At 44.6% G+C, this 22357-nt stretch carries 17 protein-coding genes; 9 read left to right on the top strand and 8 right to left on the bottom strand.

Going from position 1 to position 22357, the window contains the following annotated elements; all coding sequences use genetic code 11:
- Positions 1-25: 25 nt before the first annotated feature.
- The 7 genes from G563_RS0125300 to G563_RS0125270 all read right to left on the bottom strand — a co-directional run bounded on the left by G563_RS0125300 (position 26) and on the right by G563_RS0125270 (position 8762).
- Positions 26-892 (bottom strand): DUF58 domain-containing protein, encoded by an 867-nt coding sequence (locus G563_RS0125300; protein ID WP_028667784.1) that lies wholly within the window; start codon positions 890-892, stop codon positions 26-28.
- Entirely contained in the window at positions 864-1865 is a 1002-nt protein-coding gene (locus tag G563_RS0125295; protein WP_028667783.1) for an AAA family ATPase, read from the bottom strand. Before G563_RS0125295 ends, G563_RS0125300 begins: the two co-directional genes overlap by 29 nt.
- Before the next feature lie 3 nt (positions 1866-1868).
- On the bottom strand, positions 1869-2486 hold the full coding sequence (locus tag G563_RS0125290) for a DUF4159 domain-containing protein (RefSeq protein ID WP_028667782.1): 618 nt from the start codon (positions 2484-2486) through the stop codon (positions 1869-1871).
- 50 nt (positions 2487-2536) lie between these two features.
- Positions 2537-3874 carry a TldD/PmbA family protein gene (locus tag G563_RS0125285; RefSeq protein ID WP_028667781.1) on the bottom strand — a complete coding sequence of 446 codons (1338 nt, stop codon included), beginning with the start codon at positions 3872-3874 and terminating at the stop codon, positions 2537-2539.
- Positions 3875-3903: 29 nt separating this feature from the next.
- Positions 3904-5544, bottom strand: a complete 1641-nt coding sequence (locus G563_RS0125280; RefSeq protein WP_028667780.1) for a TldD/PmbA family protein — start codon at positions 5542-5544, stop codon at positions 3904-3906.
- Between the two features lie 234 nt (positions 5545-5778).
- On the bottom strand, positions 5779-7095 hold the full coding sequence (locus G563_RS0125275; RefSeq protein ID WP_028667779.1) for a TldD/PmbA family protein: 1317 nt from the start codon (positions 7093-7095) through the stop codon (positions 5779-5781).
- Positions 7096-7115: 20 nt separating this feature from the next.
- Positions 7116-8762 carry a TldD/PmbA family protein gene (locus tag G563_RS0125270; protein ID WP_028667778.1) on the bottom strand — a complete coding sequence of 549 codons (1647 nt, stop codon included), beginning with the start codon at positions 8760-8762 and terminating at the stop codon, positions 7116-7118.
- A gap of 481 nt (positions 8763-9243) precedes the next feature.
- Between G563_RS0125270 and fdhD the strand changes: the two genes are divergently transcribed.
- The 5 genes from fdhD (at position 9244) to G563_RS0125245 (ending at position 15364) form a co-directional block, all read left to right on the top strand.
- Entirely contained in the window at positions 9244-10077 is an 834-nt protein-coding gene (gene fdhD / locus G563_RS0125265; RefSeq protein WP_037328200.1) for a formate dehydrogenase accessory sulfurtransferase FdhD, read from the top strand.
- Positions 10078-10204: 127 nt separating this feature from the next.
- Complete coding sequence (locus G563_RS0125260) at positions 10205-12589, top strand: TonB-dependent receptor (protein ID WP_028667776.1); 2385 nt, start codon at positions 10205-10207, stop codon at positions 12587-12589.
- Positions 12590-12674: 85 nt separating this feature from the next.
- Positions 12675-13565: an SDR family oxidoreductase gene (locus G563_RS0125255; protein ID WP_028667775.1), complete on the top strand. Its 891-nt coding sequence runs from the start codon at positions 12675-12677 to the stop codon at positions 13563-13565.
- Between the two features lie 15 nt (positions 13566-13580).
- Complete coding sequence (locus G563_RS0125250) at positions 13581-14600, top strand: sensor histidine kinase (protein ID WP_028667774.1); 1020 nt, start codon at positions 13581-13583, stop codon at positions 14598-14600.
- Complete coding sequence (locus G563_RS0125245; protein WP_028667773.1) at positions 14597-15364, top strand: LytR/AlgR family response regulator transcription factor; 768 nt, start codon at positions 14597-14599, stop codon at positions 15362-15364. Before G563_RS0125250 ends, G563_RS0125245 begins: the two co-directional genes overlap by 4 nt.
- Positions 15365-15431: 67 nt before the next feature.
- Here G563_RS0125245 and G563_RS0125240 read toward each other — a convergent pair whose 3' ends face one another.
- Entirely contained in the window at positions 15432-16076 is a 645-nt protein-coding gene (locus tag G563_RS0125240) for a YdcF family protein (RefSeq protein ID WP_028667772.1), read from the bottom strand.
- 111 nt (positions 16077-16187) lie between these two features.
- Here G563_RS0125240 and G563_RS0125235 point away from each other — a divergent pair, with 111 nt between their 5' ends.
- The 4 genes from G563_RS0125235 to G563_RS0125220 all read left to right on the top strand — a co-directional run bounded on the left by G563_RS0125235 (position 16188) and on the right by G563_RS0125220 (position 22291).
- Positions 16188-17075 (top strand): DUF6454 family protein, encoded by an 888-nt coding sequence (locus tag G563_RS0125235; protein WP_037328199.1) that lies wholly within the window; start codon positions 16188-16190, stop codon positions 17073-17075.
- Between the two features lie 117 nt (positions 17076-17192).
- On the top strand, positions 17193-17915 hold the full coding sequence (locus tag G563_RS0125230; RefSeq protein ID WP_229598569.1) for a 3-keto-disaccharide hydrolase: 723 nt from the start codon (positions 17193-17195) through the stop codon (positions 17913-17915).
- A gap of 265 nt (positions 17916-18180) precedes the next feature.
- On the top strand, positions 18181-21030 hold the full coding sequence (locus G563_RS0125225; protein WP_028667769.1) for a PVC-type heme-binding CxxCH protein: 2850 nt from the start codon (positions 18181-18183) through the stop codon (positions 21028-21030).
- A 64-nt stretch (positions 21031-21094) separates the two neighbouring features.
- Positions 21095-22291, top strand: a complete 1197-nt coding sequence (locus tag G563_RS0125220) for an FG-GAP repeat domain-containing protein (protein WP_229598568.1) — start codon at positions 21095-21097, stop codon at positions 22289-22291.
- The last annotated feature ends 66 nt before the right edge of the window (positions 22292-22357 follow it).

Genomic DNA, 22357 nt, shown 5'->3' with positions numbered 1-22357 from the left:
CAATTTCTCTTTTTCGGCTAATTTATTACGCTTTCCGTTTAGTCAATGCCTCTATAATAACCTGAGCAATAGGCGTTTGAAGACTACGACGAATCAAGTAAACATAGGGTATGAGTAAGGCTTCTTCCAAATTTGCCAAATATTTTTGGGCTTTTTCTCTTACTTCAGCTTGGATGGTGGCGGCTTCAAGTTCGATTTCTTTGCCGGTTTCTAAATCTTTGAATCGATAAAAACCGCTTAGGTTGAAGTGTATTTCTTCTTCACCCAGCAACTGCAAAATAAGCACCTCCCGACGAGGGCTTGCAGCTTGCTGAATGAGTTGGAGCCATTCGTCGCCTACTTGCAAAAAATCAGATACTAGTACCAGCAACTCCTTCTGTTTTTGTTGAAACTCAGGAAATTTGGGATTGTCATTTTGCCAAGTACCACCGGCTTTCGCCTTCTCCAATTCATACAAAATCCGTTGGAAAGATTGTTTACCACTGGGAACAATGGTCTGTAAACCCCCATTTTTGAGAGCATAAAGGCTCATTTGGTCGCTTTGTCGGTAGCCCAAGTACGTCAACGAAGCCAATAAAATCTTGGCATAATCAAGCCGACTAACTCCCCTCTCGGTATAGTTCATTGAGCCAGACAAATCCAGCACAAAACGCAGGTGGAAATTGCTTTCGGTGGCCGATTCTCGCACCAAATGTTTTTGGGTACGGGCGTAGAGTTTCCAATCAATACGCTTGGGGTCATCGCCCGGTTCGTAATGACGGTATTGCTCAAACTCAATCCCTACCCCCGAGCGCTTACTTCCGTGAATCCCAAGCATCAACTCCTCACTGACCAATCGCCCCGCCAATTGGAGATTGTTGAGTTTAATGAGTTCGGTGGTTAGAAGCGTCATTTTTAAGGAGTTCGGTTACGACGTGGTCAGTGGTGATGTTTTCGGCTTCGGCTCTAAAATTCAAAGCAATTCGGTGGCGTAGTACAGGGTAAGCCAAGGTTTGGATGTCTTCGGGGATCACCGCAAAACGCTGTTGAAGCACTGCTCGTGCTTTGGCACAGAGTATTAGGGCTTGACCTGCCCGAGGGCCTGCTCCCCAGCTACACCATTTTTTGACATAGTCGGAAGTAGTAGTTTGGGGGCGTGTGGCTCGCACTAGCTGATTGACTTTCACCACTAGCTCATCGCTGATGTGTACTTGTCGGGTAAGTTTCTGCAAATCCATGATTTCATGGTCAGCCAAGACTCTTTGTAGCTGATTAGATACAATACCCGTTGTATTTTTCAAAACCGCTAGTTCTTCTTGCTGGGTAGGATAATCAAGTTTGATGTACAACAAAAAACGGTCGAGTTGGGCTTCGGGTAGTGGATAAGTACCCGCTTGCTCGATGGGGTTTTGGGTGGCTATAATCAAAAAAGGACGCGGCAAATCATAGTTGGTTCCTGCATAAGTGACCTTGTACTCTTGCATGGCTTCGAGCAGTGCCGCTTGGGTTTTGGGAGGAGTACGGTTGATTTCATCCGCCAAAACGATATTGGCAAATATCGGTCCTTGGTTAAATTTAAAAAACTTACGTCCCGTTTCGTGGTCTTCTTCCAATATCTCCGTTCCGACAATATCGCCCGGCATCAGGTCAGGGGTAAACTGTACCCTTTTAAATTTCATTTCAAGGGCTTCGGCCATGGTTTTGACCATGAGCGTTTTGGCAAGTCCTGGCACTCCCTCCAACAAACAATGTCCACCTGCCAAGAGCGCAATCAGGATTTCGTCAATAACCTCCTGCTGCCCAACAATTATTTTAGCAATTTCTTTTTTGAGGTGCGGTAATTTTGATACCAGCGATTTAAAGTGGGTTAAGTCTTGTGTTTCCAAAAGCTAAACAGTAGTTAGTGCGTAGTTGATGATATTTACTCCAAATTTGGTATTGTCTTCGGCGAGCCAGCGCTTATTTCTAAAATCATAATCCCATTCGCAGCCGTAGTCTTTATTGCTATACAAAACCCCAATGCGACCATTGATTTGAATGGCTTTTAGGTAATCGTGCACCAAGTCATCGCCCCAGCCGTTGAGTTCAAAACTCGTAGTAGGAGGGCCTTCAAAATGAAAAAATGAATGATAAATCGGGTGGTCATTGGGGATTTTTTGAAGTGCTTGTGCTCCAAAAGTCCTTGCCATTTCTTGTTCGAAAGATTTCGCAAACAGGCCGTCTATGTCGTGATTGCAATCATCGACAAAAACAAAGCCTCCGTTTTCGACATATTTTTTGAAGTGAGTTCTTTCTTGCACCGAAAATTCCACCAATTTATGACCACTTAAATAGCAAAACGGACTTCTGAACAATTCGACGCTGGTAAGTTGAACGATTTTTTCCTTTTCATCCACCGGAATCGTAGTGTATTCTACCAACGAATTGAGGAGATTAGAGGGCATCCGTTGGTCGGTGTCCCAATCTCCCGAAGCATACTGAATCCGAGTAAAAACGAAAGGTCTCAAGTGTGATAATGGTGTTTAAAAACCCTCCCTTTCGGGAGGGTTTGGTATTGTTATACGGCATCCGAAAGCGACGAGAACGTAAACTCTCTAATTTTCATCGGAGGCAGGATATAATTCTGGTTGGTTTCGGTACTTACTACTCTTTCAGGAATGCCCAAAGTCTCAAGGTTGTTGAGCATAATGATAGGGCTTTCGTTGAAGCGGAAGTTTTTGATTGGATATTTTATTTTCCCGTCTTCTATATAAAAAGTACCGTCGCGCGTCAGCCCCGTAAGAAGCAATGTTTGAGGGTCTACCGAGCGGATATACCATAATTTAGTCACCAAAATGCCACGTTTAGTACTTTTAATCATTTCGTCCAACGTAGCTGTTCCGCCCGCCATAATCATATTGTTGGGTCCAGGAACGGGCTTTACGCCTTTCTTTTGCGCCCAAAATCGCGAATAAGTAAGGTTTTTGACCACACCTTTGTCAATCCACAGCATTTTTCCTTGAGGCTGACCATCACCAGACCAAGATGCCGCCGGAAGCTCAGGATGGGTAGGATCAGAATAAAAAGTAACGCGTTCGTCCACGATTTTTTCGCCTAGTTTTGTTTTCCCACCGGGTTTACTAAAAAACGAACGACCTTCATCAGCGCTACGAGCATCCATGCCAAAGAAAATATTTTCGACCAGTACCGCCGCCGCAGTAGGTTCGAGTATTACGGTATATTTACCCGGCTCCAATGCCCTAGCACCTACTGAGCCTAGCGATTTCTGAACGGCGATTTTGGTAGCCACTGCCGTATCTAGCTTCGAAAAATCGTTGTAACCTTTGGCTACGTAACCAGAACCGGTTCCGTCGTCGGTACGGACGGTGAGCGAAAAATTAACGTTGGTATTACGATAATAGGCAAAAAGCCCTTTTGAATTCATCAAAGCCGTAAACCCTTTTGCATCTTCCAAAAATCCTGCGGCAGTGAGTTTTTTATCACTCGATAGCGCCAAACTTTTGGCTACAGCATCGGCACGTTTGTCGGGAGTGATACTAGCCGTTGACTCAAAATAACCGTCCGATTTGATATACTGCTGCGGTTCGAGTACGCCCATATATTCGGGGTTTTCGGGGGCGAGTTTGGCTAATTCTTCCGAACGGCGCACCACTTTTTCGATAGAGGCATCGTCAAATTCGTCGATGGTAGCTACTCCTACTTTTTTACCAAAAGCAGACTGAACGGCTAAGTTTTTGTTGGTCAAAGCACCACTTGTTGATACTTCATTGCGAGCGTAGCGAAGATTACCACGGGTTTCTCCCAATAAATTCACTTCGCACTCATCTGCTTTAGAATAGCTCAAAACCTTTTGTAACAAGGCTTTGGCTTCTGCTTCAGTTAATATAACAGACATTTGATAGTTCGATGTTTAGAGATTGGAGATTAGATTTTTCGTGCGGTATTGATCACATTAACTCCGTTGAAACGAGCCGTAGCGCTACCATGTGATACTGCACTGACTTGCTGAGGTTGTCCTTTACCATCAAAAAACGACCCTCCCAAACGGTAATCGCGCTCGTCGCATACTTTTACGCAGGAGTTCCAAAACTCTTGGGTATTTGACTGATAAGCCACGTCTTTGAGCATACCGGCGATTTGTCCGTCTTTGATTTCGTAATACAACTGACCTCCAAACTGAAAATTATAACGCTGTTGGTCAATCGAAAACGAACCATCTCCAATGATATAAATTCCTTTTTTTACATCTTTAATCATCTCGCTGACCGAGAGAGGCGTTTTGCCCGCTGCCAACGACACATTGGCCATGCGTTGGAATTGCACCGTTCCCCAGCTATCGGCGTAGCAGCATCCTTGCGATTCTTTTTCGCCAATGATATGCACTTGGTCTCTGATAGCCTGATAGTTGACTAAAGTACCGTCTTTCACCAAATCCCATTTTTTGGTTTGTACTCCTTCGTCATCCCAACCTACCGCACCTAGCGAGCCTACTTGGGTTTTGTCCGCAAAAAGGTTCACTTCTTTGCTGCCATAATTAAAGTTTTTGGACTGCCATTTATCCAAAGTTGCAAAAGAAGTTCCGGCAAAATTGGCCTCATAACCCAGCACCCGGTCAAGTTCGAGGGGGTGTCCTACCGACTCATGAATCGTCAACCACAAGTGCGAAGGGTCAAGGATTAAATCATACTTACCCGCTTCTACCGACTTCGCTGCCAATTTTTCTTTGGTTTGTTTGGCCGCCGCTATTACATCCTCCAGCATATCGTAGCCTTTGTTGTAGCGGGTAGTGATGCCCGTTATTTTATCTTTGGGATTGGTTTGGAGGTATTCATAACCCATTCCGACGGGGGCACTCAATGCCTGACGAGTTTCAAACTTACCCGTTTTAGGGTCAATAGTGGTGACGGCAAAAATAGGCCAAATCCGATGAATGTCTTGGTCGATATAAGAGCCATCGGTGGAGGCAAAGTACTTTTGTTCATTGACCATGAATAGCACCGAATTGACGTAGTTGGCTCCATTTTTAAGAGCGGCGTCGTTGACTCCTAGCAGCAAATCTACCTTTTCTTGGATGGGCACTTCAAAGGCATTTCGCTGAATAGGTGCTTTCCAGCTTACTTCGCCGTAGCCTTTTTGGGGAGCCAACTGTACCGGTTGCTTCATCAGACGCGCATTGGCTTTGGCAATAGCCACGGCTTCTTCGGCGGCTCTAGCGGTATCAGCTTCGGTTTTTGCATCTACGATAGCCGCAAATCCCCAACATCCATTGGCAATCACTCGCACGCCGACGCCATAAGATTCGGTATTGACGATATTTTGGACTTTGTCTTCGCGAGTTACCACAAATTGGTTGAGATAGCGCCCAATCCGCACATCCGTATAGGTAGCCCCTTTGGATTTGGCGGCATTGAGAGCGGCATCAGCTAGACGTTTTTTGACGGCGACATCCACGCCACCGTCTAAGAGGGCTTCGGGGGCTACTGAGTGCCCCATGACAGGGATATTTGGGAGCATCATTGCACCCAATCCCATGCCCGAGAGTTGCATAAAATCTCTTCTTTTCAAGGCTAGTTTTTGTGTTTAAGTTGGTTGTATGGGAACTAAGTGGCAAGCCACAGGATTAATGATTATCCACAACAATGGGAACAATCGTCTGTACAATAAGCAAAAATCTTGATAAAAATAGACGAATTTCTCCCCCAATCGGGGTGATTTTGATAAATGGTCGAGATCAATGCCAAACGACAACCCCAAGCAAGGGAACAAAAGTCTTGCTTGGGGTGGCTCATTGAAATTTGTCTAAACTGCATCTGAGAGACTTGTAAAGGTAAAGTCCCTAATTTTGAGGGGAGGGATCATATTGCCTCTTACCCGAGTAGGTACGCCCATCGCTTCTAGGTTGTTGAGCATGATGACGGGGCTTTCGTTGAAACGGAAATTTTTAACAGGATATTTAATTTTACCGTTTTCAATATAAAAAGTACCATCACGAGTAAGACCCGTATAAAGGAGTGTTTGGGGATCTACGGCCCGTATGTACCAAAAGCGCGTCACTAAGATTCCCTTTTCGGTACTTTTAATCAATTCTTCAAGTGACTGACGTCCTCCTTGCATAATAAACCCTCCAGGAGGAGGCACGGCTTTTACGCCTTGTTTTTGCGCCCAATAGCGCGTATATGCCAAGTTTTTGAAAACACCATTTTCAATCCAAGTAGTTTTTCCTTGCGGACGACCATCCATCGAAAAACCTGCATTAGGTGCATCAGGGTTGGTAGGGTCAGAATAAATATTGACTCGCTCGTCCAGTAGTTTTTCTCCCAATCTCGTGCCACCTCCTTTTTTACTCATGAAGCTACGACCTTCGTCGGCACTGCGAGCGTCTATGCTACGCATCATATTTTGAATCAAATCCAAAGCTGCGGTAGGCTCCAAAATCACCGTATATTTTCCCGGCTCAAGTGCTTTGGCCGATACCGAGGCCATGGCTTTCTGCATCGCAATTTCTGTCGAAACTTTTGCATTCAGCTTGGCGCTATCATTAAAGTCGCGTGCTACGTATCCTGAACCAGTACCATCGGCGCTTCGTACTGTTACCGAAAAATCGACCGACGTAGATTTGTTGTAAGCAAAAAGACCTTTGCTATTTCCCATCGCCACAAACTCCGTGGTATCTTCTAAGTATCCAGCCGCCGTCAAATTTTTCTTTTTACACGGGTCAATGCTATCAAACGCCACTTTGGCACGATAATCGGGGTCGATATTGGCTGTGCTTTGGGCAAAAGTATTGCTTTCTAAATAAGTCTGCGGGCCAAGCATCGGCATATACTCGGGGTTTTCGGGCGCAAGTTTGGCAATCTCCTCAGCTCGTCTTACCGTTTTTTCTAATGATTTGTCATCAAACTCATTGATAGTAGAAGTCCCGGAGCGTTTCCCAAACACTGCGGTTACGGCCAAGGCTAGGTCATACGACTCCCCACTGGTTGATACAGAGTTGCGAGCGTATCTAATATTCCCGGTGCGGCTTCCTGTGAGGCTTACGCTCATTTCGTCAGCTTTAGAAAATGCCAACACCTTATCTATGATTTTTTTAGCTTCTTCTTTGGTTAAAATAGCCATTTTTAATGTCGTTTTGGGGGTTATCCGATTTTTCTACCAGTATTGATGACATTCACACCATTGAAACGAGTGGTCGCACTTCCGTGAGATACCGCACTCACCTGCGAAGGTTGGCCTTTTCCGTCGAAGAAGGAGCCAAATGTACGGTAGTCATCTTTATCACAAATCTGCGCACACGAATTCCAAAACTCTTGGGTATTTGACTGATAAGCGACATCGTCTAACATTCCCACAATTTCGCCGTTTTTGATTTCATAAAACAACTGACCTCCAAACTGGAAGTTATAACGCTGCTGGTCAATCGAATAAGAACCCCGCCCTATGATATAAATCCCTTTATCGACGCCCTTGATCATGTCTTGGACGTTGAGTTTTTCTTTACCGGGACGCAACGATACGTTGGGCATTCGCTGAAACTGTACGGAGTTCCAGTTGTCGGCATAGCAGCAGCCATGCGATTCGTTTTCCCCCAAAATATTGACTTGGTCACGGATAGCTTGATAGTTGACCAATATTCCGTCTTTTATCAAATCCCATTCTTTACACGGTACGCCCTCGTCGTCGTAGCCTACCGTACCCAGGGTATGAGGCTGGGTTTTGTCAGCCACAATATTCACAAGGTTGCTGCCATAATTGAAACTCTTGGTTTTCCATTTATCTAAAGTAGCAAAGCTTGTACCTGCGTAGTTGGCTTCATATCCTAGTACACGGTCTAGCTCCAGCGGGTGTCCTACCGATTCGTGAATGGTAAGCCCAAGGTGATTAGGGTCAAGTACAAGGTCGTATTTACCGGGTATTACCGACTTGGCCGTTACTTTTTCTTTGGCTTGCTTGGCGGCCATGATAGCATCTTCTACCATATCGTACGAATTCCGATAACCAACTAAGCCATTGGGTCCCGCGATTTTTTCACTTGCTAATCCATCTAAATATTCGTAGCCCATTCCCATAGGCGAGCTGATGGCATCTCTGCTTTTGAATTTTCCGGCTTGTTTATCCACCGCTGTGACGGTAAATGTAGGCCAAATGCGGTGAATATCTTGGTCGATATAAGAGCCGTCGGTAGAAGCAAAGTATTTTTGTTCGTTGACAAAAAACAAATTGGAAGTTACGAAGCCAGCCCCATTTTTCATCGCTTCTCCGTTGACTTTCATCAACAGGTCGATTTTTTGCTGCACCGGAATCTCAAAGGCATTTTTCTGAATAGGAGTTTTCCAAGTCACCTCTCCTACTCCTTTTTGGGGCGCCAATACGACTGGTTCGGTCTGAATCTTGGCGTTGGCTTTGGCAATCGCCACGGCGGTTTCGGCACACTTGGCGATTCCGTCGGTACTTACATCGCTTGTGGCAGCAAAGCCCCATGTTCCATTGGCAATCACTCGGATACCCACGCCATACGATTCGGCATTGACGATATTCTGAACTTTTGTTTCACGCGTAAACAAATACTGCTGAAGATAACGGCCAATGCGTACATCGGTATAAGTAGCACCTTTGGCTTTGGCGGCATTGAGGGCAATATCGGCCATCTTCTTCTTCATAGCAGCATCAGCTTTAGGGTCGAGCATTTGTTCGAGAGGAACTACGCTGCCTAAGACGGGAATCGAAGCGCCCATCATAGCCCCCAAGCCCATACTCGAAAGCTGAATAAAATCCCTTCTTTTCATACTTGATTATTTTTGGGTGATTTGGTTTGGAAAGGTTATTGGCACCTTATCGGTCGAAATGATTCATCGACGCGGTAGAGAAGGCAATAAAAGTTTGTCGTTTTGATGATGAAATGTATTCAAATAATGAAATGCGCCTACTAATCATTGGAGCTTCATTTTTCCAAAAATAATAACTTTCTTAAAAAAGGCACTCATTCATCGACAAATTTGCTGATTTAAGCGACTTGACGGAATATCCTATGGTTCAATCCAAGATTCACATTCTAATATATTTGTGGTATCTATTCGATTCAGAAGTCACAAAATACCGCGACTTAGCCTTTGGAGTATATAAATACTAGTTATGAGATATTTTTACGATTCTGATGTGTTAGCTCTTTAAGATAGGCTTGCGTCTTTAGGTAAAGTTTTTACAGGATCAAAACATTCTAGCTACTTTTTTCGTATTTTTTAGTATTGATGAATTTCCCCAAACACCATGCAAAATCCTAGTATCCAATCTGTCTCTATCAATCGCTTCTTCAATGATTCAAGCGAAGCCACCACCGATTTTGTGGTCATAGAAGAGCCCGTCGAAATTAGAATCCAATACCACGACTCTCTCAATGGCTGGATTACGAAACCTATCTCCATTACGATGCGTACGCCTGGCGACGACGAGGCCTTGGCTGTAGGCTTTCTCAAAACTGAAGGAATCATTGAAGCAAATCAAGTAGAGGGCGTCAAAGCTGCTTGGGACAATACCGTCACCGTAAAACTCAAAGAAGGCATTCAACCTGATTTTCAGAAACTTCAGCGCAATTTCTACGCTACTTCGAGCTGTGGCGTATGTGGCAAGTCTTCCTTAGATGCCTTGGGGTATTCGTATGAACATCTCAATTTTGTGGATACGCTTCCAGCCTTGTCGCCCGAATTGATTGCCTCCTTGCCCCAACAACTCAGCCAAGTACAATCCGTTTTTGAACAAACGGGCGGTATTCACGCTGCGGGTGTGTTTGATTGGGAAGGGAATTTGGCTTTTCATGCCGAAGATGTAGGCCGGCACAATGCCGTCGATAAGATTGCGGGCAAGGCATTACTCCAAAAAAAACTACCCTTCAACGAACACCTACTGGTATTGAGTGGAAGGGCTTGTTTTGAGTTATTACACAAGGCTTTAGCCATCAATATCCCCGTCGTAATAGCCGTAGGTGCGCCTTCTAGTTTGGCGATTGAGACCGCCGCTCGTTTCGGACAAACCCTCATTGGATTTACGCGTCATCAACGATTCAATGTTTATACGCATCCTCAACGAGTAGCACTCCTCTATTAGGCATCTTAGCAGTTCACCCCACTTCTATCGATGTTTCACCCTTCGTTCTTTACGTTTCGCCCTTTTTTTGGTTTTTGAGGACGCGTGTTTGTGGCAGTTTTGTAGCGAAAACAAACACAAACACGTCATGAAAACACCCATTTACGGTTCTCTTTTCTATCTATTAGCAGTCTTTTTTACATCTAATGTAGCTTGGACACAAGCCCCCATGCAAACTGTCAGAGGTAAAATCACGGATGCCGCCTCCAAATCGCCCGTCGCAGGGGCAACGGTGGTGGTGGTAGGAAGTTCCCCCCTCATCGGAACCACTACCACCACCGACGGGCTATTTCACCTACCCAAAGTCAACATTGGGCGTATTGCTCTCAAAATCACCTATGTAGGCTACGAAGATATTTTTGCCAAAGACATCATTGTCAACGCTGGTAAAGAAGTAGTTCTAGACTTTTCGATGACCGAAAGCTTCACTCACTTAAATGAAGTGACGGTTTCTTACAAACGTACCGACGACAACAAAGTCACTAACAACGAAATGACCACCGTAAGCGCACGGCCCTTTAGCCCCGCTGAAACCCTCAAATACGCAGGTAGCTTAGGTGACCCTTCGCGGATGGCGGCCAATTTTGCGGGAGTAAGTGGCGCCAACGACGCCCGCAACGACATAGTGGTACGGGGCAATTCCCCCGCTTCGCTCCTGTGGCGTTTGGAAGGAGTAAATATCCCCAATCCCAATCATTTCGGTTCTTTGGGAACTTCAGGCGGGCCGGTATCCATGATTAATGCCAATCTTTTGGCCAAATCAGACTTCTTGACGGGCGCTTTTCCAGCCGAATATGCCAACGCCCTAGGTTCGGTCTTTGATTTGCGCCTTCGCAAAGGCAATGATGAAAAACATGAGTTTTTGACCCAAGTAGGCTTCAACGGCGTAGAAGTAGGAGCCGAAGGGCCCTTTAGCAAAAAATCAAAGGCATCGTATTTAGCCAATTATCGCTATTCATTGTTTGGATTAATGTCAAAAATCGGCTTTACGATTGCCGGCACTCCTTACTATCAAGACTTTACGTTTAAGACCGACGTTCCGGTGGGTAAAAAAGGGCATTTGAGTTTTTGGACAATTGGCGGAAAAAGCAATGTTACTTTCTTGGGTAAAGATGTAGATACCGAAAAAGGGGATGCTTATGGCGACGAAAACAACAATACGCGCGTCAATTTTGAATCAGGTGTAGCTGCGCTTTCTTACGAGCATCGTTTTACCAACAAAACCTACGGTAAAATCACGCTTTCGGGTTCGCGTACTTACCAAAATTTTGAGGGAGATACGGTGATTTATAAAAACGAAAGCAAAGAAATTTTACAGGAAATCCCGAATGAAAACGCGCAATTTACCAACGAAAAACTTTCTCTAAACGCCAACATCAACCATAAAATCAATGCTAGAAACAAACTATCGGTAGGGTTAATTATTGATTTCAACCGATTTAACCTCAAAAATCGGGAATTGTATCCACAAGATATCTTTCAGCGCAACGTAGCCGGTGAGACCATGCTTACCCAAACCTACGTACAGTGGAAGCATCGTTTTACCCAAAATCTTACGCTCAATGCGGGGGCGACGGTGCTACATTATGAACTCAACAATGCCACTGCTCTCGAACCTCGCTTAGGGCTATCCCAAGCTCTACCCGATGGCAGTAGCTTCCAAATAGCTTATGGGCTTCACAGCAATCTTCAACCTCTTTTGCTTTATTTTTATCAAACCCAAAACCAAGACGGCACTTATAGCCTCACCAACAAAGACTTAGACTTTACGCGCAGTCACCATTTTGTGTTGGGTTATGAACGCAATCTCTCCGAAAACTTACGGTTAAAAGTCGAGACCTACTATCAATCGCTGTTTGATGTGCCTGTGGAGCGTTACCCAAGTTTTTATTCTGTCTTGGTGGAAGGGGCAGATTTCAACCCTATCAACAAAGGCAATTTGATTAATAAAGGAACAGGGCGTAATTATGGTCTCGAAATCACCCTCGAAAAATATTTTTCTAACAGCTACTATTTCTTACTGACTACTTCGCTCTTCAACTCCAAATACAAAGGTAGCGACAACATAGAACGTAATACCCCCTTCAATGGTCACTATGTAGTGAATGCTTTGGCGGGCAAAGAGATTCGATTCGGGAAAGCGAATATCCTCACTATCAACTGGAAACTCACGGCAGCGGGTGGGCGATATATCCGCCCTATCAACTTGAGTGCTTCGGCCGATGCTCGCAATACGATTTATGACGATACTCGTGCTTTTCTCCAACAGCAAGATGGCTACTTCCGTACCGATCTCAAGATTGGCTACAAACTCAACCGCCGCCGCGCCACGCACGAAATTGCGATTGATTTACAGAATTTTACCAATCACCAAAATATTTTCCAGCAAGCCTACAACCCACGCGTCAACCGCATCGGGACGGCTTATCAACAAGGGTTTTTACCGATTCCTTTCTATCGTTTGACCTTTTAAAGCTACCTTTTAAACCTTGCCAGCTTTCACCAATTGACCTTTTCACAAAGCTGGCAAGGTTCATCAACAATCAACCAATTTTACTATGAACACCAAACCTATCATTGCGGTCGTGGGAGCTACAGGTCGCTTGGCTCAACCCGTCGTTAGAGAACTTCTTTTACAAGGCTTTCAGGTGAGGGCCATCGTCAGGGACATTGACAAAGCAAAAAAAACGTTGCCTTCTGCCGCAACATTGGCACAAGGCAACGTAGCCGACAAAAACAGCCTTATCGAATCTTTCAAGGGAGTGGACTATGTGTATATCAACTTGAGTTCGGATGAAGTAAGTCCGGGGCAGCGTTTTTATAATGAACGAGAAGGCATCAAAAACATCGTGGAAGCTTGTGAGCGCAACAACGTGAAGCAAATCCTAAAAATCAGCGCTTTGGGAGCTTACCCACACACCCAAGAACCCAGCGATACCTTACAAAACCAACTTCGTAGGCAAGGGCATCAGTACATAGAGGAGTCCCAAATTCCGTTTACGATTTTCCACCCTAGTTGGTTTTTGGACAGCATTTTTTGGGGAATCAACAAAAATACTTTGCAGTGGATTGGCAAACCAGTAAAATTCTATTGGACCAACTCCACCGACTATGCCCGCCAAGTGGTAAGAGCCGTAGGCAATCCTCAAAGTTTTTATAAGCATTATGCTGTACAAGGCAACGAAAAGATGGATTACGTCGAAATCGTCAATCGTCTCAAAGCAGACTTCAATCCGCACCTCAAAACGATGATATTACCCGTAGGATTAGTAAAATTTATAGGTTTTTTCAGCCCAAAAATGAAACATTTGGCCGAGCTTTTTGGGTTTTATGAACATTCAAAAGAAGTCTTGTATGCTGCTATTACTTGGGACGATTTGGGACATCCCCAAACCTCTTTAGAAGAATTTGCACTTCAGTTTAAAGGTGTAAATATTTCGTATCTTTGAGTCTAAACTGAATGCATGGAAACTGTCGTAATAAATGACCGCAAAGCCCGATTGATTGGCATCCCCTTGTTGGGGATTCTTATTCCTTTGATAGTTCACAGCGAAGCGTTTAGTGCTTTCGACTTTAAAGAAATGGCCCATTGGATAAGCGTTTGCCTTCTCAATACTTTTTTGGCATGGGAAGGCAACAGGTATATTTTTAGCCGTTCACGGCAGTTTTTTCCTAACTACAATCAAACTACCAAAAGACTTATTTATCAGACTTTGATAAGCTTGACTTACACGCTGCTCACTACCATTTTTGTTGATTATTTTTTTTGTGACTATTTGCTCAACTACCACGACCATCCGCCCCTTTTGCTAGGCTTCCGTATCAGTCTGATTCCCACGCTCATAGTGACCTTGATTTATGAAAGTGTTTATTTTTTTCAATCTTGGAAACACAATATCCAACAAACCGAAGCCCTCGCCCGCGAAAATGTTCAGTCGCAACTCGAAGCCCTCAAAAATCAGCTCGACCCGCATTTTTTGTTTAATAGCCTCAATACCTTAGCTTCTTTTATTGGCGACGATAATATCCCCGCCCAAAAATACTTAGAACAGCTTTCGGATGTGTATCGCTATGTATTGGTAAGTCGCGACAAAACCACCGTATCACTCGAAGAGGAAATGACATTTGTAGAGTCGTATATTTATCTCAACAAAGCCAGGTTTCGGGAAAATTTGCAGGTAGAAACGCACATTGATATTACGGCATATCAACAACAAATCGCCCCGTTGAGCTTACAAATGCTGGTCGAAAATGCCCTTAAGCATAATATCGTTTCGAAAGAAAAGCCTTTAAAAATCAGCATATTACAAGAAAGCAACTATCTAAGTATTGCCAACAATCTTCAAGAAAAAAGAACTTTTGAAAAGTCTACCAAAGTAGGTCTTCAAAACATCATCAACCGCTATCGATTACTCACTGATCAGCAAGTTGAGATTATCAAAAACGACTGGAATTTTACCGTACGAATCCCCCTTTTGCCATGAAGGCTCTCCTCATTGAAGATGAATACCCTGCTGCCGAACGCCTCACCAAACTCATCCAAAAAATAGATGCCAATATCTACATAGTGGATGTGATTCAGAGTATTGAGGCTGCCAAATCTTGGTTTGCTACTCACCCCGCCCCCGACCTTATCTTCTCTGATATTCAGCTTTCAGATGGTTTATGTTTTAGCATTTTTGAAGAAATTTCTATCAAAAGTCCTATTATATTTACTACCTCCTACGATGAGTACGCCATCAAAGCCTTTAAGGTCAAAAGCATTGATTATTTGTTGAAACCCATCAAGCAAACCGAACTTGCAGCCGCCATTGATAAATACCGCGAATGGAGCGGAAACCCTGCCCCGGATGATTATCAGATGCGAATGATGTCGTTGCTAGACAGTTTTCCGCGTCAGGAGAAAAAATTTAAAACGCGTTTTTTGGTCAAACAAAACGATCAATTATTACCCATTCACCAGCAAGAAATTGCCTATTTTTTTACGACCAACGAAATGGTATGTTTGGTTCGCAACGATAACCGTACTTTTTGGATTGATTATACCCTCGAAGAATTGGAAAAACTGCTTGATACCCAACATTTTTTTAGGCTCAACCGTCAGTTTATCGCTGCACTTCCTTCCATCAAAAAAATCCATACTTACTTTAATGGAAAACTCAAATTAGAACTTTTGCCCGCCACCACCCAAGAGGTCATCATTAGTCGCGACAAAGCCCCCGCTTTCAAAGATTGGATAGAAGGATAAACCAAACTTGGAAAGTCTAAACCAAATGAGAATCATAAAGCAGACTTTCCAAGTTTATAAGTCTGAACTACACCAAATGAGAATCATAGCCCAAAGCCACTAATTCTTCGTAAGCTGCCCAAACCTGAGCGGGTATTTCTTGATATACTTGAAAACCTTTTTCGGGGTAGATTTTGATACGTTGCAAATCACCCACCATGATGTGTATCACTTCTTCCAACGAAATTTCGGTAGTGGGATAATCTTCAAAATTGATTTGAGGGGAAGTAACTATAAGCTGCTTATCGGCCCAATGTTTTTTGAAAGTCGCAAAACTTCGCCGTTCCATATAAGGTTTTTGAACTACAATAAACGACTCTGGCGCAAGGTCTTTGGATGATAAAAGTTGTTGGGTAAACAAAATATTTTCACCCGTGTTGGTTGATTTGTTTTCGATTAAAATAGCCTCTTTCGGAACACCCATCTGCACCGCAATGGAAGCAAATTTATCAGCTTCTGGCTCCGACCAAATCTCTTGGGTAAGCCGCCCTAGTCCTCCCGAAAATATCAACAAAGGAGCCCATCCTTCTAAGTACAACTCCGCCCCTCTTTCGGCTACCCTCAAATCGTGGCTGCCCAATACCAAAATACAATCCGACTTTTGAAGTAAATGATTTACATGATGGTAGTCCCAGAGGGTTTGGGCCAATGAAAAAATGTGCGTAGATACCATACTGCCACAATTATGATTAGTATTTGTTTGAAAAACCCAAAATTAACAAAAGATTTAAGGCCAAAATTGCTTTTTATTTTAGTCATAACTGTGGTTAAAAATAGCCCAAACATGAAGCCATTTTTTATTTTTTTCTTCTTTTCTATTCAATTAATAGCTCAAAAAGCGCTGGTTGAAAAAGTCAAGCAACTCCGCCCCGATACACCTTGGGAGCTAGTACGCTCTACTCCCCTGTCTTTTCCTACATTTCATCCCCAAGGTATGGTCAAAATCGGAAATGTTTTCTACATGAGTTCGGTCGAAGTGACTCGCAAACGCCAAGACAACGACGGCGGCGAAGGCAAAGGACACCTTTTTAAGTTTGACGCCAACGGCAAACTCCTCGCCCAAATCACCCTTGGCGAAGGCGCCATTTATCATCCAGGAGGAATTGATTTTGATGGAAAATTTATCTGGGTGCCAGTAGCCGAGTACCGCCCCAAAAGCCAAGCTATCATTTATAAAGTAAACCCACAGAGCTTAAAAGTAGAGGAAGTGATGCGGTTTGGCGACCATATCGGGGGTATCGTACATGACACCCAAGCCCATGCCTTAACGGGGATAAGCTGGGGCTCGCGTACCTTCTATACTTGGCCGCTCGATGCTAAGCAACAACCTGAGATCAAGCTTGCCGCTTCTCAAAAAGGTTTGCTCAATCCTTCGTTTTATGTGGATTATCAAGATTGTCATTATGTAGGGCAGCATCAAATGCTCTGCGGAGGGCTGCGCAAATACCGCACCTCTTCCGAGTCTCCCGTATATGCGATGGGGGGGCTTGAATTGGTGAATCTCATCGACAAACGTCCCGTATTTCAAATCCCTCTTCCGCTATGGTCGCCCACCGGCGCACCCATGACCAACAACCCCTTTTGGGTAGAAACAGCCTCGAATGGCATTCGGGCTTATTTTGTCCCCGACGACGACTCAGCTTCTACGTTATTTGTCTATGAGACTCGTTGAGAGTAGAATTTAAGGTTTCGTTCTTTCATACATAATCGTCCTTCTATCCAAAATATTCTTTTTATGATTCAAAAAAACACCTCCAAATCTATCATTTTGGTTTTCGTGGCTACTATCATGGGTAGCACTCTTCACGCCCAAGTAGGGGTAGGAGTAAAAGCGCCTAAGAGTGCCGAAGTTTATTTTGATGGGTCGCGCAAGATGCTCGACGAAAAATGGACGTACTGGAAAGGTCCTCGTTTGGCCGCCACTTTACCCATCAAATGGTTTATTGTCAACGACCCTGTTGACAAAGGTACGGTTCTCAATACCAACGACCCTGCTGCTGCGGGAGGCAAATACGGAGCTGCCGATATTGTGACCAAAGACCAATTTCGAGATTTCAGATTACACATAGAATTTTTGATTCAGAAAAAAGGGGGCAATAGTGGGGTATATCTCCAAAATCGCTACGAAATTCAAGTACTAGACGGCGATACTACTTCTCATGGCATGGGGGCAGTGATCAACGAAACCCCTTCTCCTTACTTTGCCTACAATGGGGTTGGTAAATGGAATGCCTACGATATCGTATTTAGAGCCGCAAGATTCAAAGACGGCAAACTGGTCGAAAAAGCCATGCTTACCATGTATTTCAATGGTAAAAAAGTACACAAAAACCAGCGCATCAACCAAGTATGGGGCGGGCCTAATTCGGGTATCGACGGTGGTAATGACGGCGGCAAAGGCATCACAGATGTGCCGGGTGGTCTCAAACTTCAAGCCGAAGGCCATGATGTACTTTATCGCAACATCTGGATTCAGAAAATGAGTATTCCAAAATCTGATACTGATTTTTAAGGTTTTACCCTCTGACATTACGCTCTCATATTTAGCATACAAAAAAGCCCAATGGCAATAGCTATTGGGCTTTCTGAATCAAGTAAGTAGTATGAAAACTGAATAATATTTATAAAAAATCACAGAGAAAATAAGAACCAACAGCACATTGACTATCAGTATATAAACAAAACATTTATTTTTTTCTACTCGTTCAAAACGCCATATAAATTGATTTCCCCCAATAATTATATCTGTTCTTAAAATCAAACCTTCCCTTTTTATTATGCATCTAAATCGTCTGCTTGTACCTTTGCTTGCGGTCTGTTGTTTTGCCTCACAATGGGTTTTGGGGCAAAACGACAACGCCCCCATCGACCGTGAGTTTTCGCTTGAAGCTTCTATGGTCGGGTATTTTGGTCCCGACGGCACCCGCAATCCTACCTTACGTGTCAAAAAAGGTGAGAACGTGCGAATTTCCATTACCAATGCCGAACTGATGACGCATGATATAGCCCTTGAGAAAAAAGGCGTCAAAAGTAAAACCATCATGGAAAAAGGAGCGCATACTAGTATCACCTTCGTGGCCGAAAACAGCGACGTATATTACTGCTCCGTACCCGGTCACCGCGCAGCGGGCATGGTCGGCAACATTGAAGTAGTACTAGGTGACATTACGACTAAAGTCGTGCCAGGGCAACTTCCCCAAAAAGACGGTCAGCCTCTCAATTTGAATTTTGAAGCTGGCACTCTAAAAGATTGGACTGCTACGGGTACTGCTTTCGCCAATGCTTTGATTTCGCAGACTCCCTCACCGATGCATGAAAAAGAAATGAAAATTGGTTTTGAAGGTAACTACTTTGTGAGCAGTGGAGGCACCGTCAATGCCAAGGCTACAGGTACACTTACTTCCGTTCCTTTCAAAGTCACTCAGCCTTTTGCCGCTTTTCGGGTTTCGGGAGGGGCATTGCAAGATACACGAGTGGAGCTTCTAGACGCTGCTACCCACAAAATCATTTTTAGCATCACCGGACAAGGACGCTCCAATTTACAGCCTGTAGTGGTAGACTTGCAAGGGCATCTCAACAAAGACATTTACATCAAAATCATTGACGACGAAACGGGTATTTCCCAAATCCCCTACATCCCTCACGACAAATGGGCGCATATCAATTTTGACGATTTTCAGTTTTATCCTAGCCGCCCTGAGTTTCCGAATGAACTCAAGCAAAAAGATATTATCATCCTTCCTCCCCTCAACCCCGTCTTGAATGCGGGTCTTTCGGGGCTCGAAGCGGCCAAAGCCATGACCCCTCCCAAGGGTTTTAAAATCACCCTCGCCGCCGCCGAGCCTGATGTAGTGCGCCCTATTTGTTTTACGATTGATGCCCGTGGGCGGCTTTGGGTAGTAGAAGCTCATACCTACCCTGTTCCTGCACCCGAAGGACAAGGCCGCGACCGTATTTTGATTTTTGAAGATACAAATGGCGATGGTACCCTCGACAGTCGGAAAGTATTTATGGAAGGGCTCAATCTGGTAAGTGGCATGGAAGTAGGCATGGGCGGCGTATGGCTAGGAGCTGCCCCTTACCTATTATATGTTCCGATAGATGCAAAAAATGACAAACCCGCAGGCCCACCCCAAAAGCTCCTCGACGGCTGGGGAATGCAAGATACCCACGAGACGCTGAACAGCCTCCGCTGGGGGCCTGATGGCTGGCTTTATGGTACGCACGGGGTCTTTACGCACTCCAATGTAGGCAAGCCAGGCGCTCCTGATTCTGAGCGCACCAAAATCAACGCAGGCGTGTGGCGCTACCATCCTACGACTCATCAATTTGAGGTTTTTGCAGAAGGTACGAGCAATCCTTGGGGGATTGATTTTAACGATTATGGACATCCCTTTATCACTGCCTGTGTGATTCCGCACATGTACCATATCATCCAAAATGCTCGTTATCAGCGACAAGCAGGCAAGCACTTCAATCCTTACACCTACGACGACATCAAAACCGCCGCCGACCACGTGCATTGGGTGGGTGAACGTGGTCCTCACGCGGGCAATTTCCGCTCTGCTTCCAAAGGAGGGGGACACGCCCACGCAGGCGCAATGGTCTATCTAGGAGGCTCTTGGCCGCAGGAATATCGCAACGAAATCTTCATGAACAATATCAACGGTGCACGCTTCAACCGCGACCACCCTGAGCGCAAAGGTTCAGGATATGTGGTACGCCACCGCGACGATTTCATGGCCATGAACGATTCGTGGTCGCAGTGGCTCAATTTCAAATACGACCCAAGCGGCTCGGTATTTGCCATCGATTGGTATGACAAAAACCAATGCCACAGCTCCAATCCCGACGTACACGACAAAACGATGGGGCGTATTTTCAAAATTACCCACGAAAATGACAAATGGGTAAAAGTAGATTTGACCAAAGCCTCGGATGCAGAGTTGGTGAATTATCAACTTCACAAAAACGAATGGTATGTAAGACAGGCCCGGACGATTTTGCAAGAACGTGGCCCCAACCCGAAAGTACACGCTGCTCTCAAAGAAATACTAGCTAAAAACCCCGATGCTACTCGTAAACTTCGTGCGCTGTGGGCCTTGCACGTCACAAAAGGGCTTACAGAAAAAGAATTGGCAGCTTTATTGTCAAACACTAACGAGTATGTCAGAAGCTGGGCCGTACAATTATTGGTAGAAAACAAGGGTATTTTACCAGAAACATTGCGTAAATTAGAAGACTTAGCTAAAAAAGACCCCTCCGCCTTGGTACGCCTCTACCTTGCTTCTGGCATACAGCGCCTGCCACTTGCGCAGCGTTGGAATATAGTAGAAGCGCTGTCAAAAAAGGAAGAAGACATTGCTGACCATAATCTGCCGTTGATGATCTGGTATGCTACCGAGCCTCTGGCCACTGTGGATGCAAAAAGATTGCTCCAATGGGCCGAAAAGTCGGTTATGCCCAATCACCTGCCTTATACCATTCAGCGCATAGCCGCTCTTGGTACCGATGAGGCAAAAAACCTCTTGAAAGAACTGAGAAGTAGATTGGGACAGGGGCATTCTCATGAGCACCACGAAACCCAAATGTTGATTGACAAAGTACTAGGAAATACGGCGGAGTAGGTAGAACCAAAAGCAGAAAACACACAAAAAGATGACTTATCACACTAAAATCTTGTTAGGGTTTATGGCCGCCTGGGGGGTGAGTATGGCCTACGGTCAATCGTTTTCTACTGATTTTAAGAAAACAAAAATCACGGGCGATTTTATATCCGAAGGAGTAGCCGTAGCCGACCTTAACAAAGATGGTAAACTCGACATCATTGCAGGGTATTATTGGTTTGAAGCACCTTCTTGGACCAAGCATCAAATGGCTCCCGCCGAACTTTCCCCCAACGACAAAACCCAAGAAACTGTTGGTTTTGGGATGTTTTCGCGGGTTTTTAATCCACGCAAAGAATACTCTAATTCTTTCCTCAATCTAGGCATGGATGTAAATCTGGACGGCTGGGACGACGTGGTCATTGTTGATTTTCCGGGCAAACCCGCCTTTTGGTTTGAAAACCCTCACAATAAACCAGGCATTTGGAAAAAACATATCATTGCAGATTCGGTGGGCGTAGCTAATGAATCACCAGGATTTGTGGACATAGACAACGACGGCCGATTGGATATTTTGTGCGGTGATAGAGCAAAAAAACAAATTGTGTGGCTCAAAGCTCCTACCAAACGTGGGCAAACAGAATGGCAACGGTTTCCGTTAAGTGCCGAAAATGTACCGGGAACCGAAAGCTTTTCTCACGGAATTGGCTACGGTGATATCAACAAAGATGGTATCAAAGATGTGGTGGTACGCGAAGGGTGGTTTGAAGGCACAAAGGACATTAAATCGGGAAATTGGGTATTTCACCCTGCCAACCTCGGTGAACCTTGTTCTCACATGCACATCATAGATGTGGATGGCGATGGCAAAAACGATGTAATAAGTGCTTCGGCTCATGCCTTGGGAGTTTGGTGGCATCAACAAATCACCGATGCCAATGGGAAACTCAATTTCCAAACCCAACTCATGAGCACTACTACCGCCCAAACTCACTCTTCTATCATGGCCGACATCAATGGTGATGGCAAAAAAGAGTACATCACCGGGAAACGCTTTTTGGCTCACCACGGTCGCGACCCCGGCGACGCCGACGCCGCTTATCTGTTGTGGTTTGAGTTTACGCCCAGCCAAAAACCCTACTGGAAAGAACATGTCATCGACAACGATTCGGGAGCGGGCCTTAATATCGTAGTGCAAGACATGAACAAAGACAGCAAGCCCGACATCGTCATTGCCAATAAAAATGGCGTGTTTTTGTTTGAAAATCAATTGAAAAAATAAAGATAGCCGATTCGCCTTATATCAAAAAACCTCAGACGAAACTGAGGTTTTTTTTGTATGAATAAC

Origin of the sequence: Runella zeae DSM 19591 (assembly GCF_000423565.1) — a bacterium.
Classification (GTDB): Bacteria; Bacteroidota; Bacteroidia; order Cytophagales; family Spirosomataceae; genus Runella; species Runella zeae.
Note: the sequence above shows the minus strand (reverse complement) of the source record. Positions and strands in the feature narration are given on the sequence as shown.

Bases quoted from the DNA above. Each gene is read 5' to 3' on its own strand.
- G563_RS0125300 (WP_028667784.1), bottom strand. From the start codon at position 892: ATGACGCTTCTAACCACCGAACTCATTAAACTCAACAATCTCCAATTG.
- G563_RS0125285 (WP_028667781.1), bottom strand. From the start codon at position 3,874: ATGTCTGTTATATTAACTGAAGCAGAAGCCAAAGCCTTGTTACAAAAG.
- G563_RS0125275 (WP_028667779.1), bottom strand. From the start codon at position 7,095: ATGGCTATTTTAACCAAAGAAGAAGCTAAAAAAATCATAGATAAGGTG.
- G563_RS0125270 (WP_028667778.1), bottom strand. From the start codon at position 8,762: ATGAAAAGAAGGGATTTTATTCAGCTTTCGAGTATGGGCTTGGGGGCT.
- fdhD (WP_037328200.1), top strand. From the start codon at position 9,244: ATGCAAAATCCTAGTATCCAATCTGTCTCTATCAATCGCTTCTTCAAT.
- G563_RS0125260 (WP_028667776.1), top strand. From the start codon at position 10,205: ATGAAAACACCCATTTACGGTTCTCTTTTCTATCTATTAGCAGTCTTT.
- G563_RS0125255 (WP_028667775.1), top strand. From the start codon at position 12,675: ATGAACACCAAACCTATCATTGCGGTCGTGGGAGCTACAGGTCGCTTG.
- G563_RS0125250 (WP_028667774.1), top strand. From the start codon at position 13,581: ATGGAAACTGTCGTAATAAATGACCGCAAAGCCCGATTGATTGGCATC.
- G563_RS0125245 (WP_028667773.1), top strand. From the start codon at position 14,597: ATGAAGGCTCTCCTCATTGAAGATGAATACCCTGCTGCCGAACGCCTC.
- G563_RS0125240 (WP_028667772.1), bottom strand. From the start codon at position 16,076: ATGGTATCTACGCACATTTTTTCATTGGCCCAAACCCTCTGGGACTAC.
- G563_RS0125235 (WP_037328199.1), top strand. From the start codon at position 16,188: ATGAAGCCATTTTTTATTTTTTTCTTCTTTTCTATTCAATTAATAGCT.
- G563_RS0125230 (WP_229598569.1), top strand. From the start codon at position 17,193: ATGGGTAGCACTCTTCACGCCCAAGTAGGGGTAGGAGTAAAAGCGCCT.
- G563_RS0125225 (WP_028667769.1), top strand. From the start codon at position 18,181: ATGCATCTAAATCGTCTGCTTGTACCTTTGCTTGCGGTCTGTTGTTTT.
- G563_RS0125220 (WP_229598568.1), top strand. From the start codon at position 21,095: ATGGCCGCCTGGGGGGTGAGTATGGCCTACGGTCAATCGTTTTCTACT.